The organism is Halalkaliarchaeum sp. AArc-CO (assembly GCF_024972735.1).
In the GTDB taxonomy this organism is placed as follows: domain Archaea; phylum Halobacteriota; class Halobacteria; order Halobacteriales; family Haloferacaceae; genus Halalkaliarchaeum.
On sequence record NZ_CP087723.1, the window covers coordinates 2,128,364 to 2,148,776 of the forward strand.

A 20,413-nucleotide genomic window follows, 5' to 3' on the forward strand; every position below is an offset into this window, starting at 1 on the left:
ACCAACGCTGCTTCAACAGTCGAGAATGACGCCGTCCCGCGGGTCGTCGTCGGGGTCGAACCCTTCAGTTCGGTACACCGTGTCCTCTTCGTCGACGAGATACTGTGCCACGACGAGGAAATCGACGTGTTCGTCCGGCCCCTCCTCCTGGGTTCTCGTTGCGCCGAAAGCGGTTTCGAGTTCGAAATACGCTCCGTCCTCGCGTGCGGCTGAATCGACGACAGTCGGTTCGAGCGGGTCGTCGATCGTCAGATCGGGACCGTCGATCAGTTCGGTCTCGACGTGGTCGATTTCACAGTCGATCACTCGTCCCTCGACGTCTGCGGGCTCGACCGCGCCGTTCTGCCCGGTATCCAGACAGCCAGCGAGAATCGTCCAGCCGGCGGCGCCGATCGTTGCGAGCACGGTTCGGCGGTTCATATCAGTCGCTACTGGGGTGCGAATAAATGTTTCCTGAAGACTCAAACGGTGTTTTTCGCTATCGGGAGGGCGAGACGGATCAGATCGGTAGATACGCGCTGGCGTTCGGGAACACCGGCGGTACCGACACCATCACGTCCAGCACGATCAGCCCCACAAAGTGGGCGACCACGACCGGGAGAATCGATCTGGTTCTGTAGGCCACCCAGCCGAACAGCAGACCCACGCCCGCCGACAGAGCCATCTCGATCGTCGGTCGGGGGACGTGGACGAGCACGTACACCGGAACATGGACGACGATACATGCAGGACCGAGATGCCGGAGCCCCACACACAGCAGTCCCCGGAAATACGTCTCGGTGACGGCGGTGAGCACGAGTAACCCGAGCACGTGGCCGAGATACCCCGGAAACTCCAGGGTCGCCCCCCACATCGGATAGGCGTTCCGGACCGCCGGTAACGACGCCCCAACAACGTAAAACGGCAGCACGAACAGGGTAAGCCCGGCTGCAGCGACCGCCGTTTCCCGATCGACCGTCCAGCCGAGTTCCTCGCGGAGGCTTCCGTCGTAGCTTGCCGCCAGGCCGATCGAGAGTGCCCCGTAAACGATCGCATCACGGAGGATGCGCTCCCCGAACGACCCGGTCGACCACAGTGTCCACGCGAGGGCGACGACCGGCACGCTGGCGAGTACCGCAAGCGACCAGTACTGACGGTCGGGCGTAGTGTCCTGTCTCGGCATGTGTGCTTTCGCGTCTGTGCCCATCCGCAAGGGTCGATCTACCGTCGACCCACAATCGTCTCCTCCCATTCGCCGGTTTTGGTCGCCGGTCGTCACTCGTCGGTCGTTACCGACGCGTCGACGATGCCTTCTACGGCGAACCGGCCGAACTCGATTCCGGGCTGCAATTCGTAGCTGTCGGAACCACCGGCCTCGACCGTCACCCCCCGAGTCACCACGAACACCTCATCGTCGGCGGTCACCTCCACGCGCAAGTCACCCGAGCGCTCGGCGTCGGAGACGTTCTCGACGACGACAGTCACAACGAGCATTCCCTCCTCGTTCTCTCCGAAGTCGAGTGACTCGACCCGGAGATCCCCCGGAGGATCGGTGGGTTCCGGGGAGTCTTCCCCGTCGTCCGTGTCTTCGGGCGGGTCGACCTCGTCGTCGGTTTCCGGGTCGTAGGCTTGCGAATCAGCGTCCTCCTCGAGTTGACCGTCCCGGGGGGTTTCGGGTGGCGAACGGGGTCCCGAGGGCGACCGCTCGTCCCCGATACAACCCGCGAACGCTCCGGCGAGGAGTGTGACACTCGCGCCGAGGAGTCGACGCCGACGCATACGGATCCGTTTCGGCTTCCGGTATGAAAACGCTCCGGCCTCGCCGGTCCGACGTCCGATCGATCGGGGTCGGTGCCGCGACTGCCACCATATTTATCCGAACGCCCCCAATCCCGGTCCGTGCTTCGCAAGGAGCTGCTCCGCGTCTCACGGGCCGGCGGCGGCTATCACCCGCAGTTCGTGGATCAGGAGGCGCGACCGCTCGCCGCACGCGTGATCGGCACCTACCAGGGCCACGTCGGAAAGCGCCGGGAGCAGCTGGACGCAGCAATCGAATCGCTCGAACGCGACGCCGACGACTTCAAGCTCGTGCGGGGGTTCGCCGCACTGCTGGACCGTGAGGCCGTCTTCGAGACGCGCGCGCCGATCCCGCCCGAACGCACCCGCAGGGTGGCGTTCGAACGCGCCGAGGCCGTCGGGGTGGCCTCCGAAGACGAACGGGACCGGGCGCTGGCGGCAGCCGCCGACCGGCTCGGCGTCGCTCCCGACGACGTCGAGCAGTCGCTATACGCCGATCGGGAGCCGAACCAGTACCTCGCGTCCTTCGAGAGTCCGTGGGGACCCGACGAGCTGCTCGACCGATACAATCTCTCGCTGGCTCAAACCGCGCTGTTCGACGCGACGGAGGTGCGGATCCGGAGCACCGAACCGCGGGAGCTCGTCTCCGCGGTCAAGCGGCTCGGCCTGTTGTACGAACTCCGCCGGACCGACGGCGGTCGGGAACTGATCGTTACGGGTCCCGACGCGCTGTTCGGCCGGACCCGCCGGTACGGGACGGCGTTCGCCAGGCTGCTCTCGACGATCGCGGGCGCCCCGGAGTGGCGGCTGTCGGCGACGATCGACGACAGGGGAACCGAACGGGAACTGACGCTGGAAACCGGCGACGTCCTGCCCCCGACCGGGGAGCCGATCGCGGAGCCGACCTACGACAGCGGCGTCGAGGCCGACTTCGCCGCTCGGTTCGAGGCGTTGGACCGCCCGTGGACGCTTCGCCGAGAACCGGAACCCCTGGAGGTCGAAACGAGCGTGATGATCCCCGACTTCGCGTTCGACTACGATCACGCCCCGTTTCGGGTGTTCTTCGAGGTGATGGGCTTCTGGACGCCGTCGTACGTCGACAAGAAACTCGACCAGCTCGCGGCCGTCGAGGAGGTCGAACTGGTCGTCGCGGTCGACGAGTCGCTCGGACTGGATCCGGAATCGTCCACCGAACAGCGGACCGAAACCGGGGACGCAACGGCGGAGGTGGCCGCCAGGGATCACCGGGTGATCCCCTATTCGGGAACCGTCCGCGTGAAAGACGTCGTCGACACCCTCCGGGAGTACGAAACCGACCTGATCGCGCGGGAGATCGAACGGATCCCCGAGGAGATCGTCCCCGACGCCGCGGTCGTTTCCCTCGCCGATCTAGCGGCCGACTACGGCGTGAGCGTCGCGGCGGTCGAAGACAACGCGTTCCCGGACCACCGACTCGTGGGTCGGACACTGGTGCGACCGGACGTGCTCGAAGAGATCGACGACGAACTCGAACCGGGAATGTCACTTTCGGCGGTCGAGGCGGTGATCGAATCTCGGGGGCTGTCTGACGCGAGTGCGGTCCTGTCTGCACTGGGGTATCGGATCGAGTGGGAGGGCCTCGGGGGCGGCCGGCTCCGCCGGCGCGAGGAGTGATCCGGCGGGTCGGGTCCGAGATTGCTACAACCACCCGGGCGTTGAAACCCGAAGACGGGAGGACACCGGTCCATGGCCAGCGAACTCAGACTGTTCGCGGGAGCGTGTACGACCACCTTCGAGGGTACCCGGTCGAGAACGCAGCACGGCTACGTCGTCGTGCTGGTCAAACCGGACGACACCGTGCTCGTTCACGACGCGGACGGCTACCAACCGGTGGCGTGGCTCACCCGACCCGACGAGGCGTCCGTGGAGACTACCTGCGACGGAACGGACACGGCCCACGGCGGGTTTACGATCACGGCACAAACCGGCGACCAGCGGCTCACCGTCGAGTCACACGGCGAGGGGACAGTCCGAACGTTCCCGATCGGTGAGGCGGGAGTTCCGGTGGGCGAGTGTGTCGCAACCGACTGTGAGGGAACGCTCGCGAGAACAGGTGGCGACGTCGCCTGCGTCGACTGCGGGGAACGCTACGGGCTGCCGGCAGGGGCGACCGTACTGGACCGTCAGTGTGACGACTGCGGGCTCCCGCAGATCCGCGTGGACCGGGGCGAGACGTTCGAGGTGTGTCTCGATTACACCTGCGAGTCGCTCAACGACCGAATTCGGGAGCGATACGATCGCGCGTTCGACTGTCCCGACTGCGGGAGCGATCTCCGGATCCGGGTCACGGACGGCCGCCCATTCTTCGGCTGTGAGGGCTATCCCGACTGCGAGACCGCCTTCTCGATCCCCGCCGGCGTCGTCGTCGGCCTGTGCGACTGCGGGCTGCCGGTCTTCGAGACCGCGACCGGACGGCGCTGTCTCGACGGCACCTGCGACAGCTATCTCGAGTGAGCCACCGATCGCGACGCCGACGCTCTGCCGGCGTGCCCGATCGAACCGGTGATCATAAGCGGCCGCCGGCCAGGGATCCCGTATGCACATCGAAGGGACCCTGCGCGGCGAGGAGGTCCGCGTCGGCGGCGACGCGCGACAGCGCTTCTACGACGCCAGGGGCTACGGCCGACCGCTCGGAGGGAACGAAATCGCCCTCTCCCGGGTCGAGGCGGCACACCTGCTGTTCCGGGGTGATCTCGACGAAGTGACGGTCGACGGACGGTCGATGACGTTCGAGGAGTTCTTCGTCGACGCCGCCGCGGCCGGCGACCGGTTCGCGCTCCGGTTTCTGGTGTATGCGGACCTCCGGGAGCGCGGGTTTTACCTCTCGCCGGTGCGGGAGGGCTGGCCCGGCGAGCGGGCGGTCGATCCCGATGCCCCGGGACGGGTGGACTTCGCCGTCTACGATCGGGGTGAGGGACCGCCGGACGGATCAGTGGCGTACCGCGTTCGCGTCGTCGGCGAGCGTGAGCGGCTTCCGGCGGCCGAGCTGTCCGGCGTACTCGCGATCGTCGACGAGGAGAGCGACCTCACCTACTTCGAGACCGGGGCGCCGGCGATGGACGGATCGACGACGCACGACCCCCCTGCGTCAGTCGATGGAGTGCTGCTCGAGGATCGGGTCGTCGTCTGGGACGCCCCCGACTCACTGTACGAGCGGGGGTTTTACGGCCAGCCCCTCTCCGGGAGAACCGGGCCCGTCGAGGACGCGCTCCAGCTTTCGCTGGTCGAGGCGGCCTCCCTCGCAGCCGAGGGGGTGCTGTCGCTTTCGTCCGTGATCGGTGGGGACAGCTCGGGGGACGACGTTCCGGCCCTCGCGTCGATCGTCGAGCGGGGGCGCGCCGTCGAAGGCGAGCGGTTCGATCGCCGGCTCCGGGTGTACCGGCAACTCAGAGACGCGGGGATCGTTCCGAAGACTGGCTTCAAATTCGGCGCCGATTTCCGCACGTACGCGAACGTAGAATCCGTCGAGGAACTCCCACACTCGGAAACGCTCGTGCGGGTGTTGTCCCCGGATCACGTCTTCGATCCCCGCGAACTGTCGCTGGACGTCCGGCTGGCGGGCGGCGTTCGCAAGCGAATGGTTTTTGCGTTGACCGACGGGAGTACAGTCGAGTACCGTTCGGTAGCTCGACTCACGCCATGACCGGAGCCCAACCATGACCGACGAGAACGAAGCCACGGACGGAGGCAGCGACACGGCAGCCGGCGCGGACGACCTGGCGCTGGACCCGTGGGGCTCCTCGACCGTCTCCGATTACCGGAAGCTGTTCGAGGAGTTCGGCATCGAGGAGTTCGAGGACGTTCTGTCGGGGGTTCCGAACCCCCACTACCTGATGCGCCGGGGCGTCATCTTCGGCCACCGGGAGTACGATCGGGTCGCCCGGGCGATGGCGAACGACGAGCCGTTCGCAGCGTTGTCGGGCTTCATGCCGACGGGTGATCCACACATCGGCCACAAGCTGGTGTTCGACGAGCTGATCTGGCACCAGGAGCAGGGCGGGGACACCTACGGCCTCATCGCGGATCTGGAGGCCCACTCCGCGCGGGGGATCCCGTGGGAGGAGATCGACGAACACGCTCGCAACTACCTGCTGTCGTTGATCGCGCTGGGTTTCGATCCCGAGGAGGGAGAACTCTACCGGCAGGCGGACAACCAGGACGTCCAGGATCTCGCCTTCGAACTCGGCTCGAAGGCCAATTTCTCGGAGTTTCAGGCGATCTACGGGTTCGAGGGCGACACCAGCGTCTCACACATGCAAAGCGTCGTCACCCAGATGGCCGACATCCTCTACCCGCAACTGGAGGAACCGAAGCCGACCGTGATCCCGGTCGGCCCGGATCAGGATCCGCACGTCCGGTTCGCCCGCGATCTGGCCGCGCGGTTGCGCTACTTCGGGATCACCGAGGCGTTCGCGAGTTTCGAGGTCGATTCGGACGAACGTAAGCTGCTCTCTCGGGCGTACGAGGCGCTGTCGGAAGAGGGCTCCCTGGACCACGAGGACGGGGGGCCACCGCGGTGTGAAGACGCCGCCGACTGGCTCGAAGAGTCGGCCGACCCATCCCCGGTTCGAGAGTCGCTGGTCGGGAAGCTCCGGGCCGCCGGGAAAGAGCCTCTTCGACCCCGGGTTCGGTTCCTCGACCGCAACGCCACCGACGAGGCCTTCGAGGCGCTGATCGAAGCGGTGGACGGCGAAAAGCGCGTCTTCGACGAACACGTCGACAGCTTCGAACTGTCCCGAAAAACTGCCGAGGAGCTGGCCCGCGAGATCGAGATCGACCACGGTGGGTACGGGTTCATGCTCCCCTCGTCGATCTATCACCGGTTCATGACCGGCCTCACGGGCGGGAAGATGTCCTCCTCGGTGCCCGCGAGTCACATCTCGCTTCTGGACGACCCCGAGGACGGATACGAGAAGGTGAAGGCGGCGACCACAGGCGGCCGGGAGACCGCAGAACTACAGCGCGAGCTCGGCGGCGAGGCCGACGACTGTCCGGTGTACGAACTGTACGCCTATCTACTGGCCGGCGACGACGACGAGTTTGCCACCGCGGTGTACGACGAGTGTGTCGGCGGCGAACGCCTCTGTGGCGGCTGCAAGGAACAGGCCGCACAACTCATGCGGGAGTTCCTCGCGGATCACCAGGAGAAACGCGAGGAGGCCGAAGCGATCCTCGAGGACCTCGATATCGAACTCGACGCCGAACGGCGCGGCGTGCCCGGCGACGAGCACTGAGGGGTGTTCTAACGGAGTTTCCGGCAGCCGACGCCGGACTATAGATCGTCCACGACGTCGATCACCTCGTCGATCGCCTCGGCGTATCGGCGTGCGCTTTCGTATAAAAGCAGCGCGAGGTCGAGTTGCATCGCCCACTCGGAGTCGTCGACCGCGTGGGCGTCTTCCGTCAGGCGTTCCACCCGACTGTCGGTTGCCCGCACGACGCCGAGCGGGACGGCAGCGAGATGTCCCACGAGCGGATCGTCGCGATCGAGGTACGGTTCGACGGTGTCGATCGCAGCGCGCTTCCGTGCGCGAAGGTCGTCAGGATCCGCACCGTGTTCGTAGTCGATTTCCTCCCACCAGACGGGATTCGGAACGTCGGAAAACGCCTCGTACAGCGGTATTGTCGGGAGCAACAGCACGTGGGTGTGGGCGGCCCGTCCGTGATCGCCGTCATCGAACAGGCGACTCGCGATTTCGGGGGTCCCGCCGAGGTTGCGCATGGGCCGTTGCAACGCCCCGATCCCCCGCATGGCGAACGTCGAGTTTGCCCCGTCGATCTCGGGGGCCTCGTGGCGAGCGGGGGCCGCCTCGCGGTGGTGCTCGTATTCGTCCACGAGACGTTCGGCGGCCGCCGAAAACTCCGGACGATGATTCTCCCCAGAGCGGGTTTCGACGAGGGACTCGGCGTCTTCGACCGCGGCTGTGGCGCGTTCGAGCTGTCTCCACCGATCTCTGCGTTCGTCTTCCTCGCGTGCGTTCTCGAGCGCGCTGGTGGCCTCGCCGAGTGCCGACTCGATCGTCGAACCGGCAACGATCGCCTCCCCGAAGCTCGCCCCCCGGTAGGGAACCGAGACGGATTCGATCCGTTCTTCCAGGGCCGACGCACGCTCGGCGAACGGCTCGAAGGGCAGTTCGTCGGGGGCTTCGTGTGCGAGTATCCCCACCAGACGCGACCGGACCCGTCGGTACGTGAAAAGCGCCTGCCGACGGGCGTAGTGCATCGCGGGGACGCCGCGGGACCAGATAGTCACAGTTTCGGGCGCCCTGTCACTCAATCGCGCCCGAAGGTTCTCGATGAATTCCTCGGAGTACCGATCGTACGGCGGGTCGAGACGGGGTTCTATCTCCTCGAACCGCTCGACTGCCCGGTCGTACGACGCATCGAGCAGCGTCGAGGTGATGATCTGGTCGTCTTCGATCCGTGGAACCTCGCTTCCGGTGACCTCACGGAGGTCGAGCACCGACGGGTATCGTCGGATCCGGCGCCGTTGCCAGTAGCCGAGGCCGAGGATGCCGGCGCCCGCGGCTCCCGTCGCAGCGAGGACGCGTCGTCTGTGGAGGGCCATAGCTGCCGGCGACTCGTTCGAATGCTGGCACAGTAAATGTACTGCCGGTTCAAAAGGAAACGTCGGTCTCGATGTCTTCGGTCGCCTCCTCCAGGCCGTCCTCGTGGGCGTCCTGGGCGAGCGGTCCCTCGATGTCCGCGTCGGTCAAAAGCTCCCGGAACTCGTCGCGGAAGCGGTCGTTCGCCCGGGTGGATTCCAGTTCGGCGTCGACGACCGCCGAATATCGCCGCACCGTTTCCTCGTCGGCGTCCAGCGTCTCGACGCGTTCCGCCATCGAGACCCCGTCGGCGTGGAGCCGCTTGAGCGTCTCCAGTTCGAACGGCGCGTCCCGGTCCCCGTCGGCGACCAGATGAAGATCCATCCGGGCACGGAACACCCCCTCCCGATCCACGCCGAGGTGGTCGGCGATGGCGTCGTCGTCGGCGCCGTCGAAGTGACACCGAACGACGTCGACGAGCTCCCGGTCGCACAACGAGGAGTCGAACTCGTATCGTTCCCGCATCGTCCCGACGAGTTCCGCCACCCGATCGAGGACTGCCCCCTCGTCCCCGTCGGTCAGCGATCCGGGCGACTCCACCTGGCCCTCCGTCACCGATTCGGAGCCGGTGGCGTCGATGAAGATCTCCCGTAACTCCTCGGTCTTTTCGTCCATGGCTGGGAAGGAACGTGTCGAGCATATAAAAGGTTGCTGTTCGAACCACAGGGTTCAAGCGCGTCCCGAAAAACGGCCATCCATGGCAACGAGGGCCGAATCGGTCGAACTCGTCGAGGAAGGAACCGTCACGAACCTCGCCAGGGCCGGGCTGTTCGCCGCGCTGGTCGGCGCGTTCGCGTACGTGGCGATCCCGACGCCGTTCTCGCCGGCTCCGGTGACCCTGCAGGTGCTCGGGGTGTTCCTCGCCGGGATCCTGCTGGGACCGGCGTGGGGCGGGTTTTCGATGGTGCTGTATCTGGCGGCCGGCGCGCTGGGCGCGCCGGTGTTCGCCGGCGGCACCGCGGGCCTCGGCGTTCTCGTCGGGGAGACCGCCGGATACCTGTGGTCGTACCCGATCGCGGCCGCCGTCGTCGGCGCGATCGTCCACCGCGGAACCGAACTGCGCCCCCCGAAGGAGGCAAGTGTTGGCCTCCTCGTCGGCGCGATGGTGGTCGGTGTCGCCGTCATCTACGGGGTCGGGACGGTCGTGATGGCGGCCGTCCTCGGACTCACTCTCCTCGAGGCGTTCCTCCTGGGGGCGGCCGCTTTCGTCCCGTTCGAGGTCGCGAAGATCGCCGCCGCCGTCGGAATCGTGCACTCGGATCGCCTCGCCGCAGTGTGAACCGATGGCCCGACCATCGACGACGTGGTGTCGGACTGATTCAAGATGATCCAGGTCCGTAACGTCACGGTGCAGTACGGAGACGTCGTCGCCGTCGACGACGTTACCCTCCAGATCCCCGACGGCGAGTTCCTCGCGCTGGTCGGGGCGAACGGCTCCGGGAAGACGAGCCTCGTGCGGACGTTCAACGGCCTCGTCACGCCCGACGAAGGGGAGGTGTGTGTCGACGGCCAGGAGGTCAGCTCGAACCCCGTGGCCGCCCGGACGGCCGTCGGCATGGTGTTTCAGGATCCCCGCGACTGTTTCGTCGCTGCAACCGTCGGCGACGACGTGGCGTTCGGGCCGGAGAACCTCGGCCTCTCGCGGAAGGAGATCCGCAAACGCGTAGAGTCGGCGCTTGCAGCCGTGCGAATGGAGGGTCGAGAAGCCGAACGGATCGACTCGCTGTCCGGCGGCGAACGCGCCAGGGTCGCGATCGCGGGGGCGCTCGCGATGGAGCCGTCACACCTCGTTCTCGACGAGCCGTTCGCAGGGCTCGACGCGCCGACGCGGGAGGCGGTCCGCAATCGACTCCGGACGCTTCACGGTGACGGAACCGGGATCGTCGTCGTGACCCACGACGTCGGGACCGTGATCGAACGTGCCGATCGTGTCCTCGCGCTCGCCGACGGCGAGATCGCACTGGAGGCGGACGTGAGCGGGGACGCGGCCCCCGATCCAGCGGTCGAGGACCGACTGGTTGCACTCGGCGTCCCGATTCACGGGCGCGAGTAGCGTGCTCCAGTATCGCCCCGACGACACGGTCGCACACCGGCTCGACCCCCGGACGAAACTCGTCGTCCAGTTCGCGGTGGTCGCCGTCGCGTACGCCTACACAACACCCGAGGGGTTGGCGGTTCTGACGGTCGTTGCGCTCGCGGCGCTTTTCCTCGCCGGGACTGGCCCGATCGCCGCGCTGTACGGCTTCCGGTTCGCACTCCCGTTTCTCGTACTGGCACCGATCATCGCCGGCGTCACCGTCGGCCCGCCGTGGTTCTCGCCGGGCGACGCCGCTGTCACCGGCCTGGCGTCCTACCGGGTCCTGCTCGTGTTGCTCGTGAGCGCGGCGTACGTCCGGTCGACGTCGATCCGGGAGTCGCGGGCGGCGATCCAGCGGACCGTCCCCGGCCGCCCGGGACAGTTGCTCGGGGTCGGCGTCGCCGTTACGGCCCGGTCCCTGCCGCCGTTGCGCCGGGAGCTGCTGGCCGTGCGCCGGGCAATGCGCGCGCGCCTCGGCGAGAACCGATCGCTCCGGGACCGGATCGGGCTGCTCGCCGTCGGTGGCGTCTCACGAGCGCTTGCGAGGGCGGATCGGCTTGCACTCGCACTCCGGGCGCGGTGTTTCTCCTGGAACCCGACGCTTCCGCCGCTGTCGTTCTCGCCGGTCGATTACCTGGTGACGCTGGGATCCGTCGTGACGATTCTGCTCGTTTTGACGGACAAAATACTGCGTTAACCGGCCGAACCGAGCGGAGTTACTTAAACGGGTGAACAAGCTCTTGGCAAGATTTAACCTGTGCGTGGCCACGTGAGAATATATGACAGTTCTACAGGCGGCGACCCGCGAGACGTACTGGACGATCAGTCCGACCGGCAAGGCGATCTTTTACTTCCTCGCCGCGGTCGCGATCCTGGTCTTCCTGTACGGCGCCTACGAGCGAGTCACCCGATACACGAAAGGATCGGAGGATCCGATTCCCCGACTCGATGACCTCGGGGCGCGCGTGATGGACGCGGCGAAGATCGTCGGATCGAACGAGAAACTGTTCGACCGGGACGTCTACGCCGGGATAATGCACACGTTCATCCTGTGGGGGTTCTTGGTACTGCTCATCGCGACGTCGATATTGGCGTTCGACGAGTACGCATGGCAGCTGCTTCTCGGGGAGTCCTTCTGGGTCGGCGACTTCTACCTCTCGTATCAGTTCGTCGTCGACCTGTTCGGTCTGCTGTTCGTCGTCGGGCTGGGGATGGCCATCTGGCGGCGCTACAGGAACCGTGACGGCCGCGTATGGGGAAAACACACGGATCTCGACGACGACTTCCTGGTGTGGTCGCTGTTCTTCCTGGGCGTGGGCGGCTTCCTCGCGCAGGCGCTTTCGATCATCGGCCAGCCCCAGCGCGCAAACGAGCTCGTCAGCTTCGTCGGCTACGGGATGGCACAGGCGATGATCGCCGCGGGGGTCACTCCCGAGATGGCGGCGACCGCCTACTGGTGGACCTGGTGGACCCACGCGATCGTGGCGCTGGCGTTTATCGCGTGGATCCCGTACGGCAAACCGCTGCACATCCTGTCGTCGTTCGCGAACGTCGTCGCCAAAGACGAGAAGGCTGGCGCGCGCCTGCCGAACGTGCCGGCCGACCTCGAGGAGACCAACGCCGAATCGATCGACGACTTCACCTGGAAGGAGCTGCTCGATCAGGACGCGTGTACGAAATGTGGCCGGTGTTCGTCGGTGTGTCCGGCGAACGCCTCCGGACGACCGCTTGATCCCCGCGATGTTATCCTCGATCTGAAAACCTATCGAGAGTCGCTCGACGGCGACAACGGCGGCGAGGAGGTGCCGATCGTCGCCGACGGCGGCGTCATTCAGCCGGAGACGATGGAGTCGTGTATGGCGTGTATGGCGTGTATGGACGCCTGTCCCGTCGAGATCGAGCATCTCTCGTCGTTCACGCGGATGAACCGGCAGATCACCGACGAGGGAATGGTCGACCCGAGCATGCAGGACGTGTTCGGCAACGTGATGCAGCGGGGCAACACGTTCGGCAACCAGCAGAGCGCGCGTGCCGACTGGGCCGACGAACTGGAGTTCGACCTCGAGGACGCCCGCGAGGAATCCGTCGAGTACCTCTGGTACGTCGGCGACTACCCGAGCTTCGACGACCGGAACAAGAAGGTCGCCCGGGCGCTGGCCCGGATCTTCGAGGCCGCCGACGTGGAATTCGGCATCCTGTTCGACGACGAGAAGTTCGACGGTAACGACATCCGCCGGGTGGGCGAGGAGTTCCTCTACCTCGAACTCGCGGGCCATCACGTCGAGACGTTCGAGGAGTGTGACTTCGAGAAGATCGTCTGTACCGACCCCCACGCGTACAACACGATGAAAAACGAGTATCCCGAGGTCGACTTCGCCGCCTTCGCCGACGACCCGGTGATGCCCTTCGAGTACGACGAACAGTGGAACGCAGACGGCGCCGTCGACGTGCTCCACTGGACGCAGGTGGCCGAAGAGCTCGTCGCCGACGGCCGACTCGACCTCTCGGGGGCCGAACTGGACTACACCGTCACCTATCACGATCCGTGCCACCTCGGCCGGATGAACGACGAGTACGAGGCGCCCCGCGAACTCATCCGTGCGACCGGCGCCGACCTCCACGAGATGCCGCGCAACCGGAACGACTCCTACTGCTGTGGCGGGGGCGGGGGCGGTCTCTGGCTCGACATCGAGGAGGAGACGAAACCCAGCGAGGAGCGACTCCGTGAGGCGCTCGAGGACACCGCGGCGGGCGAGTCCGTCGAGAAGTTCGTCGTCGCCTGTCCGATGTGTACCACCATGTACGAGGACGGCCGCAAGACGGGCGGCTTCGAGGACGACATCGAGGTCGTCGACGTCGCCGAGCTGTTGATCGAGGCGCTCGAGGCGAACGGCACCCTCGATACCGGCGAAGCGGCGGCCGCCTGAGCGGCCCTTTATTACCTGCGTTTTTCACCCGATAAAAACCGTCGATCTTTCTTTTTTCATACGCGCGCGTGCGAGGCCTTTAAGTCGGATGCCGAGTAAAGCCGTACATAGTTCTATGTCAGAGGATACTGAATACGGGGCCGGGCAGATCCAGGTCCTCGAGGGTCTCCAGGCCGTACGGAAACGCCCGGCGATGTACATCGGGTCCACGGACGGCCGTGGGCTCCACCATCTCGTCTACGAGGTCGTCGACAACGCCATCGACGAGGCACTCGCGGGGTACTGCGACACTATCGAGGTGACGATACACGATGACCACTCCGTGAGCGTCAGCGACGACGGGCGGGGGATCCCGGTCGATCCACACGAGGAGTACGACAGGCCGGCGCTGGAAGTAATCATGACGGTGCTGCACGCCGGCGGAAAGTTCGATAGCAAATCCTACCAGGTGTCCGGAGGGCTCCACGGGGTCGGCGTTTCCGTCGTCAACGCGCTTTCTCAACGGCTCGAGGCGGAAGTGAAACGCGACGGCTACCTGTGGCGCCACCGGTTCGACCACGGCGAACCCGTCGAGGGCGCCTTCGAACGGGTTCGCCCGCTGGAGGACGACGAGGAGACCGGGACGTACATCCGCTTTTGGCCCGACGACGAGATATTCGAAACCGTCGACTTCTCTTTCGACACGCTCTCCTCTCGCCTCCGGGAACTCGCCTTCCTGAACCCGGGCGTCGAGATCACGCTCGCCGAGGAGGAAACCGACGAGAGACAGATATTCGAATACGAGGGCGGAATCAGGGAGTTCGTCCGCTATCTCAACGAGACGCGGTCGCCGCTCCACGAGGAAGTGATCTTCTTCAGTGAGGAGGAGCAGGGCGTCCACGTCGAGGTGGCGATGCAGGCGACAGAGGAGTTGCAGGGGTCGCTACACGCGTTCGCGAACAACATCAACACCAGGGAAGGTGGGACCCACCTCACCGGGTTCAAGACGGCGCTCACGCGCGTCGTGAACGACTACGCGAACGAACACGACCTCATCGGCGACATCGACGGTAACCTCAAGGGCGAGGACGTCCGCGAGGGGCTCACGGCGATCATCTCGGTGAAACATCCCGACCCGCAGTTCGAGGGGCAAACGAAGACGAAACTCGGAAACAGCGAGGTCCGTGGGATCGTTGAGTCGGCGATGCACGAACATCTGAGCACGTACTTCGAGGAGAATCCCGACATCGCTCGCGCGGTGGTCTCGAAGGCAGCAGAGGCTGCCCGGGCACGGCAGGCCGCAAAGAAGGCCGAAGAGCTCACGCGCCGGAAGTCGGCCCTGGAGACGACGGCGCTGCCGGGGAAGCTCGCGGACTGTCAGACTCGCGACCCGGGCGAAGCGGAGCTGTTCGTGGTGGAGGGAGACAGCGCCGGAGGAAGCGCCAAACAGGGCAGAGACAGGCGCTTCCAGGCGATTTTGCCACTCAAAGGGAAGATTCTCAACGTCGAAAAGCACCGCCTCGATCGGATCCTCGAGAACGACGAGATCCGAGCGCTGATCACCGCGATCGGCACGGGAATCGGCGAGGAGTTCGACATCGAGGAGGCCCGCTACGAGAAGATCATCCTTTTGGTCGACGCCGACGTCGACGGCGCCCACATCCGGACGCTGCTTTTGACGTTCCTCTACCGGCACATGAAGCCGCTGCTCGAGGCCGGATACGTGTACGCGGCCCAGCCCCCGCTGTACCGGATCCGGAAGGGCGGGGACACCTACGACGCGATGACCGAAGCCGAGCGCGACCGGATCGTCGAAGAGGAGTGTGGCGGCGCTCCCGACCAGGTGCAGCGGTTCAAGGGACTCGGGGAAATGAACCCCGACCAGCTGTGGGAAACGACGATGGACCCGGAAAACCGCATCCTGAAACGGATCGCGATCGAGGACGCGGCGGCCGCCGATCGCACGTTCAGCGTGCTGATGGGTGACGCCGTCGAACCGCGAAAACAGTTCATCAAGGAACACGCGAAGGACGCAGAGTGGGTGGACATCTGATGAGTTCAGAGATACCCGATCCCGACGACGATCACGCCGCAGAGGTACAGGTCGCCCGCATCGAAGACGAGATGGAGCAGTCCTACATCGATTACGCGATGTCGGTGATCGCGGGCCGGGCGCTGCCGGACGTCCGCGACGGTCTCAAGCCCGTCCACCGGCGCATCCTGTATGCGATGCACGAGGCGGGCGTGACCAGCCGGGCGAGCCACCGGAAGTCCTCTTCGGTCGTCGGCGAAACGATGGGTGATTACCACCCGCACGGCGACACCGCGATCTACGACACGCTCGCCCGGATGGCCCAGGACTTCTCGATGCGGTATCCGCTGGTGGACGGTCAGGGGAACTTCGGCTCGGTCGACGGCGATCCGCCGGCGGCGATGCGGTACACCGAGGCCCGGATGGCCCCGATCGCCGAGGAACTGCTCGCGGATATCGACAGGGACACCGTCGACTTCGCTCCGAACTACGACGACCGGCTCGAGGAGCCCGAAGTGCTGCCGGCGGCGTTCCCGAACCTGCTGGTCAACGGCTCGTCGGGCATCGCCGTGGGGATGTCGACGAACGTTCCGCCGCACAACCTCGGCGAGGTGATCGACGCGACGATCCACCTGATCGACAACCCCGACTGTACGGTCGAGGACCTGATGGAACACGTTCCGGGACCGGACTTCCCGACCGGGGCGAACATCGTCGGCCGCAATGGGGTTTACAAGGCGTACAAGACCGGCCGCGGGAAGATCCGGGTGCGCGCCGAGTTCGAGGTCGACGAGGAAAAGGGACGGATCGTCATCACGGAACTCCCCTTCCAGCAGAACAAGTCCCGGCTGGTCGAACGGATCGCCGACGACGTAAACGAGGGGACGATCCCTGGGATCCGGGATCTCCGCGACGAGTCGGATCGGGACGGTATCCGGATCGTGATCGAACTCAAGCAGAGCGCGATGCCGGACGTGGTGAAAAACCAGCTGCTCGACAACCATCTCGAGCGCACGTTCGGCGTGATCAACCTCGCGCTGGTCGACGGCGCGCCGCGGGTGCTGACGCTCAAGGAGACGCTCGCGGAGTATCTCGATCACCGCAGGGAGGTGGTCCGGCGGCGCTCGCAACACGAACTCGAGGAAGCCCAGGACCGTGCACACATCCTCGAAGGGCGGCTGCGGGCACTCGAGAACGTCGACGACGTCGTCGAGCTCATTCGGAACGCATCGGATCGCGACGCGGCCAAGTCGGCGCTGCGAGAGGAGTACGGCTTCTCCCAGCCCCAGGTCGAGCACATCGTCGCGATGCAGCTCGGCTCGCTCACCTCGATGGAGTCCGAAGAGATCGAACGAGAGTACGAGGACATCCAGGCCCGGATCGAACGCCTGAACGAGATTCTCGAAAACGAGTCCGAACTACTCGGGGTTATCGAGGACGAGCTCCGGGAGATCAAGGCAGAATACGACGACGAGCGCCGCACCACCTTCGTCGAGGACGACGGCACCGTCACCCACGAGGACCTCATCCCGGAAGCCGAGATGGTCGTCACGATGTCGGAGGACGACTATATAAAGCGGATGTCGCTTTCCACCTTCCGGGCGCAAAACCGCGGTGGAAAGGGGATCATCGGCACGGAACTGAAGGAAGGCGACAGCGTCTCCTCGGTGTTCGTCGCGAACACTCACGATCTCCTGTTGGTGTTTACGACACACGGCCAGATCTACGAGCTCAAGACCTACCAGATACCGGAGATGTCGAGAACCGCCCGGGGCAAGTCGGCAGTGAACCTGCTGGACCTCGAGGACGGCGAGGAGATCACTGCGGTGGTGAACACAGAAGCGCTCTCCGACGAGCAGTACCTGACGATGGTGACCCGGGACGGCTACGTGAAACGGACCTGCGCGAGCGAGTTCGGGCACATCCTCTCGACGGGGATCCGCGCGATACGGCTCGAGGAGGGCGACGAACTGATCGACGTCGAGGTGACCGACGGCGAGACCGACCTCGTGATCGGCACCCGCGGAGGGATGTCGATCAGGTTCGACGAGGAGGAGGTTCGTCCGATGGGTCGCAGCGCCCGGGGCGTGCGCGGGATCCGGCTGGAGGGCGACGATCGGGTTGCCGGGATTGCGGCGGTAGATCCCGACAGACACAGCTGGGTACTGACAGTGACGGAAAACGGCTACGGCAAGCGGAGCGACGTCGGCGCCTACCGCGTGCAGTCGCGCAACGGCAAGGGCCTGATCGACATCAAGACGAACGAACGCAACGGCGAAGTCGTCGGGATCGCGACGGTCGGCCCGGGAGATCACCTGGTGACGATGAGCCGCGGTGGGCAGATCATGCGCACCCGGGTGGAGGACCTCTCGATCGTCGGTCGAAACACGATGGGCGTGACTGTCATGGAAGTCGAGCCGGGCGATGCAGTTGCCTGCATGGAGGTCGTCCCGGCCCAGCGGCTGGAGGAGGCGCCAGCCACCGATGAGGATGAGACGACCACCGATGAGGATGAGACGACCACCGATGAGGATGAGACGACCACCGACGGGGACGGTGAAGAACCGGACACGGATCAATCGAACAGGTAATCCATCAGGAACCGACCGACAGGACCTCTGGTGTCGGTGTCCTCGTGGGTCTGGACCATTACCGCTGTGCAGTCGACCGAATCGACCAGCAGATCTCCCGGCCGGCCGAGAACCCGCCCACGAAAGCCGCCGCGGTCGACGCCGGTCACCAGCAGATCCGCGGTCCCGACGAACCGAACGAGCCCGGAAATCCCGTCCTCGCTTTCGACGACCGTCGATCGCGTAGGAACGGTACACAGGGAGATCAATTCGTCGTGGTAGTTCGCCACAGTTCGGCGCTGCGTCTCCGGCGGGTTCTCCGGAATCGCCTGAAGGAGGTTGATCTCAGCGCCGGTTTCCTCGCCGATCGCGTCCGCGATGAGGAGTTTCAACGGGTCGTACGGTCCACGAGTCGTCACCACGGCAACCTCGTCGATCCCGTCGAACCCCCGATCTTCGACGAGCAACACGTCACACGGCGCGTTCGCGAGGATCTCGTCCGTCTCGCTGCCGAAGAGCCGACGATGCAACTCCTCCCGGCGGCGTTCCACGACCAGCAGGTCGTACCTTCCGTACGCCGCCACGTCGATCATGGCACGCTCGTGATCCCTGCTGTCGATCTCCCGGTACTCGATCGTCGGTCCGTTCCTCCCAGCGGATCCGCGAACGGTTCCGGATTGTCCACCGGACGGTCGAGTTGCCGGTCGGACAGTGCCGTTCTCCGGGAACCATTCCGCCGTGTCCCCCGAGTCAGTCGGGAACCAGTCGGGAACGTCGGCAGCGTGAACCTCCGGATGATCCTCGTCAAATACCCGACGTGGAACGTCGAAGAACTTCACGAGGGAGACTACCGTCGTCCGCAACCGTCCCAGATCCGCCGAGATCCGGAGCATGTTCCGCTGTGTGTCTTCGGGCGTCCGGTCGGTGATCGCAACCAGGACGTCGTACTCGGCGTCGTTTTGAAACAGCCTGCGGGTCCGATCGACCGCGGAGACACCGAGACTCTCCCGTACACCCGCCCTGACGGCCCCTTCGCGGTCGATCGTCCCCCGCGCATACAGAAAGTAGTACGCGACACCCACCGCCACGATGACCGCAGCACCGACGAGCGGAACCGTTCCGACCTGCGTCAAAACCACGATACCACTGACCATGCCGAACACCTGCATCCAGGGGTATAGCGGCGACGTGAATTCGGGATCGTACTCCTCGATCGCCCCTTCGCGGAAGCCGACGAGCGCGAGATTGACGAGGACGAAAACGAGGATCTGGAACGCGCTGCCGAACTTGGCGACCTCAGATATCGGGAGGAACGCCACCATAAACAGGATCATCCCGCCGGTCACGCCGACGGCGAGAACGGGGGTGTGAAACCGGTCGCTGACGCGTTCGAACGCTGCTGGCGCGAGGTCGTCCCGGGCCATCGCGAACGGGAACCGCGAGCCCGACAACAGCCCCGCATTGGCCGTCGACGCGAGCGCCAACAGGGCGGCGATCGTTACCCCGACCACGCCGACGCTGCCGAGCGTCTCCCGTGCAGCGATCGCCATGATCGGGCCTTCGCCCTCCTCGGTGAGCAACCCGTTCGCGTACGCCTCGACGTCGGCCGCTTCCGCAGCGGACAGTTCCGCCACGTCGACGACCCCGATGGCGACGTACACGGTCGCAACGTAGATGACAGTAGTGAGTACGAGCGAGCCGACCATCGCCCGAGGAATCACTCTCCCGGGGTCTTTCACCTCCTCGGCGACGGCAGCGATTTTGATCACGCCGGCATACGAGATGAACACGAGGGCGGTTGCCGCGAGAAATCCGGACTCGCCGACCGCGAAGGCGCCGTCGATCTGTGCGCCCTGGACCTCACCGAATCCACCGGCGACGAACCACGCCATCACAACCAGCATGAGACCGACGATGAGGAACTGTAACCGGCCTGTGCTGGACGTACTGACCGCGTTGAGCACGACGAACCCGACTGCGAGAACCAGGGCGAAGGGAACGATCGGATCGCCGAACACCGGAACCTGTACCTCCCGGAGCCGGGGGAACAGAAACACCAGATACGGCATCCCGCCGATCAACGCGAGCGCCCCTTTAAACGAGAGCATGAACCAGTTTCCAAGGCCCGCGATCGTCCCGAGTAACGGTCCCATCCCGCGTTCGACGTACACGTACGAGCCGCCGTCCTCGGGCATCGCAGTGGCCATCTCGGCGGCCGAGAGCGCCGCCGGCAGTACGAGCACCCCTGAAACGAGAAACGCCATCACGACCGAGGGATGCCCACCGTCGACCGTGACGAAGGCGACGCCGGGAAGTATGAAGATACCGGAGCCGACCATGGCCCCGATTGCGATCGCAGTCGTCGCCGGGAGTCCGAGGTCCCGCTTCAGCCCAGTCGGCACGGCCCC

General features: G+C 65.5%; 16 protein-coding genes. 10 read left to right on the forward strand and 6 right to left on the reverse strand.

The window, feature by feature from the left end:
- Nucleotides 1–12: 12 nt before the first annotated feature.
- From AArcCO_RS11340 to AArcCO_RS11350, 3 genes are all read right to left on the reverse strand, one after another.
- Nucleotides 13–420: a hypothetical protein gene (locus AArcCO_RS11340; protein ID WP_259533594.1), complete on the reverse strand. Its 408-nt coding sequence runs from the start codon at nt 418–420 to the stop codon at nt 13–15.
- 79 nt (nt 421–499) lie between these two features.
- Nucleotides 500–1,162, reverse strand: a complete 663-nt coding sequence (locus AArcCO_RS11345; RefSeq protein WP_259533595.1) for a CPBP family glutamic-type intramembrane protease — start codon at nt 1,160–1,162, stop codon at nt 500–502.
- A gap of 92 nt (nt 1,163–1,254) precedes the next feature.
- Complete coding sequence (locus AArcCO_RS11350) at nt 1,255–1,758, reverse strand: hypothetical protein (RefSeq protein ID WP_259533596.1); 504 nt, start codon at nt 1,756–1,758, stop codon at nt 1,255–1,257.
- Between the two features lie 120 nt (nt 1,759–1,878).
- On the opposite strand from AArcCO_RS11350, the gene AArcCO_RS11355 reads away from it, so the two are divergent.
- The 4 genes from AArcCO_RS11355 to AArcCO_RS11370 all read left to right on the forward strand — a co-directional run bounded on the left by AArcCO_RS11355 (nt 1,879) and on the right by AArcCO_RS11370 (nt 7,049).
- Nucleotides 1,879–3,429, forward strand: a complete 1,551-nt coding sequence (locus tag AArcCO_RS11355) for a DUF790 family protein (RefSeq protein WP_259533597.1) — start codon at nt 1,879–1,881, stop codon at nt 3,427–3,429.
- Between the two features lie 72 nt (nt 3,430–3,501).
- Nucleotides 3,502–4,269: a topoisomerase DNA-binding C4 zinc finger domain-containing protein gene (locus AArcCO_RS11360; protein ID WP_259533599.1), complete on the forward strand. Its 768-nt coding sequence runs from the start codon at nt 3,502–3,504 to the stop codon at nt 4,267–4,269.
- 82 nt (nt 4,270–4,351) lie between these two features.
- A complete protein-coding gene (gene endA, locus AArcCO_RS11365) occupies nt 4,352–5,458 on the forward strand; it encodes a tRNA-intron lyase (RefSeq protein ID WP_259533600.1) in 1,107 nt (368 codons plus the stop codon).
- 13 nt (nt 5,459–5,471) lie between these two features.
- Nucleotides 5,472–7,049 (forward strand): tryptophan--tRNA ligase, encoded by a 1,578-nt coding sequence (locus AArcCO_RS11370; RefSeq protein ID WP_259533602.1) that lies wholly within the window; start codon nt 5,472–5,474, stop codon nt 7,047–7,049.
- A 38-nt stretch (nt 7,050–7,087) separates the two neighbouring features.
- On the opposite strand, the gene AArcCO_RS11375 is transcribed toward AArcCO_RS11370, so the two are convergent.
- Entirely contained in the window at nt 7,088–8,383 is a 1,296-nt protein-coding gene (locus AArcCO_RS11375) for a hypothetical protein (RefSeq protein WP_259533603.1), read from the reverse strand.
- Nucleotides 8,384–8,432: 49 nt separating this feature from the next.
- Complete coding sequence (locus tag AArcCO_RS11380) at nt 8,433–9,035, reverse strand: conditioned medium-induced protein 4 (protein ID WP_259533604.1); 603 nt, start codon at nt 9,033–9,035, stop codon at nt 8,433–8,435.
- An 82-nt stretch (nt 9,036–9,117) separates the two neighbouring features.
- Between AArcCO_RS11380 and AArcCO_RS11385 the strand changes: the two genes are divergently transcribed.
- The 6 genes from AArcCO_RS11385 to gyrA all read left to right on the forward strand — a co-directional run bounded on the left by AArcCO_RS11385 (nt 9,118) and on the right by gyrA (nt 18,026).
- Complete coding sequence (locus AArcCO_RS11385) at nt 9,118–9,699, forward strand: biotin transporter BioY (protein ID WP_259533605.1); 582 nt, start codon at nt 9,118–9,120, stop codon at nt 9,697–9,699.
- 45 nt (nt 9,700–9,744) lie between these two features.
- On the forward strand, nt 9,745–10,473 hold the full coding sequence (locus AArcCO_RS11390) for an energy-coupling factor ABC transporter ATP-binding protein (RefSeq protein WP_259533606.1): 729 nt from the start codon (nt 9,745–9,747) through the stop codon (nt 10,471–10,473).
- A gap of 1 nt (nt 10,474) precedes the next feature.
- Entirely contained in the window at nt 10,475–11,194 is a 720-nt protein-coding gene (locus AArcCO_RS11395) for an energy-coupling factor transporter transmembrane component T family protein (RefSeq protein ID WP_259533607.1), read from the forward strand.
- A gap of 82 nt (nt 11,195–11,276) precedes the next feature.
- Nucleotides 11,277–13,424: a heterodisulfide reductase-related iron-sulfur binding cluster gene (locus tag AArcCO_RS11400; RefSeq protein WP_259533608.1), complete on the forward strand. Its 2,148-nt coding sequence runs from the start codon at nt 11,277–11,279 to the stop codon at nt 13,422–13,424.
- A 115-nt stretch (nt 13,425–13,539) separates the two neighbouring features.
- Nucleotides 13,540–15,456, forward strand: a complete 1,917-nt coding sequence (gyrB, locus tag AArcCO_RS11405) for a DNA topoisomerase (ATP-hydrolyzing) subunit B (RefSeq protein WP_259533609.1) — start codon at nt 13,540–13,542, stop codon at nt 15,454–15,456.
- On the forward strand, nt 15,456–18,026 hold the full coding sequence (gene gyrA / locus AArcCO_RS11410) for a DNA gyrase subunit A (RefSeq protein ID WP_259533610.1): 2,571 nt from the start codon (nt 15,456–15,458) through the stop codon (nt 18,024–18,026). The genes gyrB and gyrA overlap by 1 nt, the downstream gene beginning before the upstream one ends.
- On the opposite strand, the gene AArcCO_RS11415 is transcribed toward gyrA, so the two are convergent.
- Nucleotides 18,011–20,407 (reverse strand): APC family permease, encoded by a 2,397-nt coding sequence (locus AArcCO_RS11415; protein ID WP_259533611.1) that lies wholly within the window; start codon nt 20,405–20,407, stop codon nt 18,011–18,013. The two genes, gyrA and AArcCO_RS11415, sit on opposite strands and share 16 nt — an antisense overlap.
- Between the last annotated feature and the right edge of the window lie 6 nt (nt 20,408–20,413).

What these genes read in the sequence shown, in the direction of transcription:
- gyrA (WP_259533610.1), top strand. Translation starts at nt 15,456, where the DNA reads ATGAGTTCAGAGATACCCGATCCCGACGACGATCACGCCGCAGAGGTA.
- AArcCO_RS11360 (WP_259533599.1), top strand. Translation starts at nt 3,502, where the DNA reads ATGGCCAGCGAACTCAGACTGTTCGCGGGAGCGTGTACGACCACCTTC.
- AArcCO_RS11380 (WP_259533604.1), bottom strand. Translation starts at nt 9,035, where the DNA reads ATGGACGAAAAGACCGAGGAGTTACGGGAGATCTTCATCGACGCCACC.
- gyrB (WP_259533609.1), top strand. Translation starts at nt 13,540, where the DNA reads ATGTCAGAGGATACTGAATACGGGGCCGGGCAGATCCAGGTCCTCGAG.
- AArcCO_RS11370 (WP_259533602.1), top strand. Translation starts at nt 5,472, where the DNA reads ATGACCGACGAGAACGAAGCCACGGACGGAGGCAGCGACACGGCAGCC.
- AArcCO_RS11400 (WP_259533608.1), top strand. Translation starts at nt 11,277, where the DNA reads ATGACAGTTCTACAGGCGGCGACCCGCGAGACGTACTGGACGATCAGT.
- AArcCO_RS11345 (WP_259533595.1), bottom strand. Translation starts at nt 1,162, where the DNA reads ATGCCGAGACAGGACACTACGCCCGACCGTCAGTACTGGTCGCTTGCG.
- AArcCO_RS11375 (WP_259533603.1), bottom strand. Translation starts at nt 8,383, where the DNA reads ATGGCCCTCCACAGACGACGCGTCCTCGCTGCGACGGGAGCCGCGGGC.
- AArcCO_RS11385 (WP_259533605.1), top strand. Translation starts at nt 9,118, where the DNA reads ATGGCAACGAGGGCCGAATCGGTCGAACTCGTCGAGGAAGGAACCGTC.
- endA (WP_259533600.1), top strand. Translation starts at nt 4,352, where the DNA reads ATGCACATCGAAGGGACCCTGCGCGGCGAGGAGGTCCGCGTCGGCGGC.
- AArcCO_RS11390 (WP_259533606.1), top strand. Translation starts at nt 9,745, where the DNA reads ATGATCCAGGTCCGTAACGTCACGGTGCAGTACGGAGACGTCGTCGCC.
- AArcCO_RS11340 (WP_259533594.1), bottom strand. Translation starts at nt 420, where the DNA reads ATGAACCGCCGAACCGTGCTCGCAACGATCGGCGCCGCCGGCTGGACG.
- AArcCO_RS11350 (WP_259533596.1), bottom strand. Translation starts at nt 1,758, where the DNA reads ATGCGTCGGCGTCGACTCCTCGGCGCGAGTGTCACACTCCTCGCCGGA.